This is a genomic window from Niallia sp. MER 6, assembly GCF_023714395.1.
Classification (GTDB): domain Bacteria; phylum Bacillota; class Bacilli; order Bacillales; family Cytobacillaceae; genus Niallia.
In genome coordinates this window covers 1-4097 of sequence record NZ_JAMAUK010000073.1, presented here as the reverse complement: position 1 = coordinate 4097, position 4097 = coordinate 1, and the positions used below count along the sequence as shown (strand labels likewise).

Sequence of the window (4097 nt, the reverse complement as noted above, 5' to 3'; positions counted from 1 at the left end):
AAATAGTCTGGTGGCGATAGCGAGAAGGTCACACCCGTTCCCATACCGAACACGGAAGTTAAGCTTCTCAGCGCCGATGGTAGTTGGGGGCTCTCCCCCTGTGAGAGTAGGACGTCGCCAGGCACCTAAAAGGGATAGTAGTCGTTAGACTGCTATCCCTTTTTTTTTGAATTTATCGTGGAAGTTTACTTCTTTCCTCTTATGATTTAAGATATTAAGTAAGTACCAAGTCTGAATAGGGGTGATAAAGTGCAAAGATCTAATGTTATTAGTCAATTTGCAGACTGGCTTGAAACAGAAGGGAAATCTGTTAACACAGTCACTACTTATCAACGTGAAATGAAAAAATTTCAAGACTGGCTCTACAAATATCCTACTTATTTAGAGAACATATCCCAAAAGGATGTTCAAAATTATCTTTCCTTTTTAGAAAAGCAAGGAAAAAGTCCAATAACTATCGATAAAATACTGGGTTCTATTAGGACGTTTGCTAAGTTTTTAAAACGTCCAGAGATAACTTTAGATATTAAAGTTACCCCTATAGAAAAAAAAGGAGAATTGGAAATACTAACTCCTTATGAATACAATCAATTACTTCAAGAAGTAAAAAAAGATGGGCATGAAAGAAATATAGCTATTGTTTATTTATTACTTCATACCGGTATTAGAGTATCTGAATTATGTTCTCTAAATAAGTCGAATATTGATATTAACAAAAGGCAATTAATCATTAGAAATGGATTAACTGGTGAAGAAAGATGTATTCCGTTATCGGAGGAAGCTAAGACATATCTTCTTAAATATTGTGATTCTTTCTATAGTGATGATGCTTTATTTACTTCGAAATCTAATGAACGATTAACGGAAAGATCGATTCAATATATGTTAAAAAAATATAATGTTCATCCACATAAATTAAGACATACTTTTTGTCAAAAACTTATAGATAAAGGGATAGGCTTAGAAATTGTTTCAAAACTCGCTGGACATAAAGATATAAATGTTACTAAAAGATATGCAAAATCCAGGATGAAACAATTGGAACTGGAAGAAGCAATAGAAAAAACTTTTATTAATGATACACTCGGGTAAGTTGTTATTTAAGTATTATTCCAGGTTTTTATATTTAATCGTCTTTAAAAAGCCAAAGGTATTAAAGTTTTAATTAAAAACACAAAAAACCAATAGCATTTCTATTGCAAAACATCCTCAGGGCCTTATATTCGTCGTATAAGGCTATTCTTTTTGAAAAAATGTATTTAAGTAAGGGTGATGGATAAAAACCTTTTTAAAGCCCTTAAAACGGGTTAAATGTGAATTATCTATGGGAATCTGATATAAAGCTACAAATGAGGTGAAAAAGGAGAGAGTTTTTTTCAATAATTTTTGGAATATGACTATATCTTTAGAGATATTTCGGTATATCTCAAGTATATCTACGGTATATCTACGGTATATCTCATAGGTCAAAAAGTGATATCACCTTAATGTTCCTTGAAACCCAATAGGCACGGACTATTTATCACCTTTTATAATAAGGTGATATCAGGTTTCCTTATGCTCTTTCATAAAAGGATAGGTAAGCAACGAATACAGTCATAGAAATGACTAATACAACGCTGCAAAGAGAAGTCAATTGTTCCGAAATTGTAAAGATTGTCAAATAGGTAATGGAATAGGATCCAGGAGAAAATAGGAGGAATGAAGAGATTGTCTTTTTGAATTATGCTCTTCTTTTTTGATTATTTCCCGAAGGGAAAAAGACGGAATTTGCCCGAATATGGCCGAATTCCGTCTTTTGTTTGGGGTGCTGCTTTGGATAAGACGCATTATGTTAACTACTACTGAATATTAATTTTACGCACTCAAAAGATGGATGCACAAAATTACTTTACTCCTTTATTTAGATACTCTTCTATTGCTTCTTCAATTAAAATATAGATGTTTTTTTCCTGCAATAAAGATTGTAGCTTTAACTCTTTATGCAAATCTGTTCGTAAATCAAATGATACTCTTTTTCTTATTAGTTTCTCCTGTAATATGTTCCCTCCCCCACTAACTTCTTCAGCAAGCGCCTGAGAAGGGGTAATTTGTTTCTGAAGACGCTTCATAGTTTTAATGTCGTTTACTTTGGACACGTTTAATCAACTCCTTATAAAATCCCTCATATTGAAGTAATGCATGTTTTAATTCTGAGTTTTTATTAAACCCATATAAGGCTAAGCGACCAATAGGAGCTCTTCTAGTAATAACCGTTTCAAAAACTTCATTAGGATAATCTTCCGTGATCATTTCATTAAAGGCTTTGGCGTCACTTCTTCTTAAGTCATTCAACGTTCTTAAAATCCCTATTACTTCAGTACTTCTATTGCCATGATTTTTAGCACTGGTGACAGATTCCATAAAGTTAGGTATTGCTGAGTAGCACCAGTTAGAGCACTCGAATAACACCACTACATACTCACTAGCACATAATGCATTGGTTGTTTGTTCTGACAAAGAAGGCGGGGTATCAATAATAATGAAATCATATTCATTTCTTATTTCATCTAAGCTTTTGTCCAAAATCAAACTTGGGGTTCCTTTAAAAGGAGCTGAATTGCCACTATAAGTTTTCCCAGTGTAAATCCATCTAGGGAAGGTAGCTAAAAAATTTGTAGCAGGCAATAAATCTAAATTTTTCTCTATAGGTAGAATATACTTTTTCACATCCTGCTCCTGCATAGCTTCTAATACTGATCTTCCAATGAATTCGTTAGAGGGGTGATTAGATAGTAATTCGGTTAAATTCCCTTGAGAGTCCATATCTATTGCCAACACATTATAACCATCTCTACTTAATAAATAAGATAGTATTCCTGCAGTAGTGGACTTTCCACACCCACCTTTTTGTATTCCCATAGTAATGGTAATAGCCAAAAAAAGATTCCTCCTTCTTCCAACGTTCTTTTCTTCTTTTATTTGTTTGAATAATACTTTCTAGGAAAATTATTGAAATCCTTTAGAAAATATTTGAAATAATTACAAAAAAAGTCAAACTATAACACCTTTTTTTTGTTGTTATAGTTGACTCAGTTTTTGTTATAGTTGACTCAGTTTTTGTTATAGTTGACTCAGTTTTTGTTATAGTTGTGACTCAGTTTTTGTTATAGTTAACTCAGTTTTTGTTATAGTTAACTCAGTTTTTGTTATAGTTAACTCAGTTTTTGTTATAGTTAGGGCCCGCAAACCCTTGGTACATAAGGGTTTTTAGCCTCCTAAAACAATAAAAACAATAAAAACAATTAAAACAAATAATTGATAAAACAATCAAAACAGAGAACATTGATGATTGATTGTTTTATAATTATTTCTGTTAATTTTAAATAATCAAAAATATTAATCTGCAGTATATTATCTTTCCATTTTGAATATTTCGAAATATAACACAAAGTAGTTTTGCTTTATGTAATTTGTTATATTTTAGAATGATCATTAAAAAGGAGTTTTAATATGGGATCCAAAATAAGTGCAGATAACTTAATTACGAAATCAAATCAGCTTATTGAAGCAGCATATAAATTAACTGAAATAGAGCAAAAAATCATACTAACACTTATTAGTTTGGTACAACCAAACGATAAGGAGTTTCAATCTTACACCTTCACAATAAAAGATTTTATTAAATTGATTGGTGGAAACAGTAATACAAGATATAAAGAATTAGAAGAAATCACGAGGAATATGTTAGCTAAAATTTATGAAATTAGGTTCGAAGAAAGATTGATACAAGTTCAATGGCTATCCCAAGCCGATTATAACTATAAAAAAGGGACAATCGAACTTACACTACATAAATTCCTTACCCCTTATTTATTAGAGTTGAAAAAGGAGTTTACATCGTATCATTTAAAAAATGTAAGTAAGCTAAAAGGGCATTATTCTATAAGGATATATGAACTACTGAAGCAATACGAACGTTTAGAAGAAAGAACTTTCACTATGGAGGATCTAAGGCATAAGTTAGGGGCAACAAATATATATCCAGCTTATGGGAATTTTAAGCAACGAATATTACTACCTTCTCAAAAACAGATAAATAAAAAATCAGATATCAC

4 protein-coding genes and 1 rRNA gene are annotated in these 4097 nt (G+C 31.5%); 3 read left to right on the top strand and 2 right to left on the bottom strand.

Features of this window, described 5'->3' with window-relative positions; translation table 11 throughout:
* Positions 1 to 6 precede the first annotated feature (6 nt).
* A 5S ribosomal RNA gene (rrf, locus tag M3600_RS28055) occupies positions 7 to 123 on the top strand.
* Positions 124 to 249: 126 nt separating this feature from the next.
* Complete coding sequence (locus M3600_RS28050; RefSeq protein ID WP_251648509.1) at positions 250 to 1092, top strand: tyrosine-type recombinase/integrase; 843 nt, start codon at positions 250 to 252, stop codon at positions 1090 to 1092.
* A gap of 794 nt (positions 1093 to 1886) precedes the next feature.
* On the opposite strand, the gene M3600_RS28045 is transcribed toward M3600_RS28050, so the two are convergent.
* Both M3600_RS28045 and M3600_RS28040 read right to left on the bottom strand, forming a co-directional pair.
* A complete protein-coding gene (locus M3600_RS28045; protein WP_251648507.1) occupies positions 1887 to 2138 on the bottom strand; it encodes a hypothetical protein in 252 nt (83 codons plus the stop codon).
* Positions 2116 to 2919 carry a ParA family protein gene (locus M3600_RS28040; RefSeq protein WP_251648505.1) on the bottom strand — a complete coding sequence of 268 codons (804 nt, stop codon included), beginning with the start codon at positions 2917 to 2919 and terminating at the stop codon, positions 2116 to 2118. The genes M3600_RS28045 and M3600_RS28040 overlap by 23 nt, the downstream gene beginning before the upstream one ends.
* 573 nt (positions 2920 to 3492) lie before the next feature.
* Here M3600_RS28040 and M3600_RS28035 point away from each other — a divergent pair.
* A partial coding sequence (locus tag M3600_RS28035; RefSeq protein ID WP_251648503.1) for a replication initiation protein occupies positions 3493 to 4097 on the top strand: 605 nt, incomplete at its 3' end.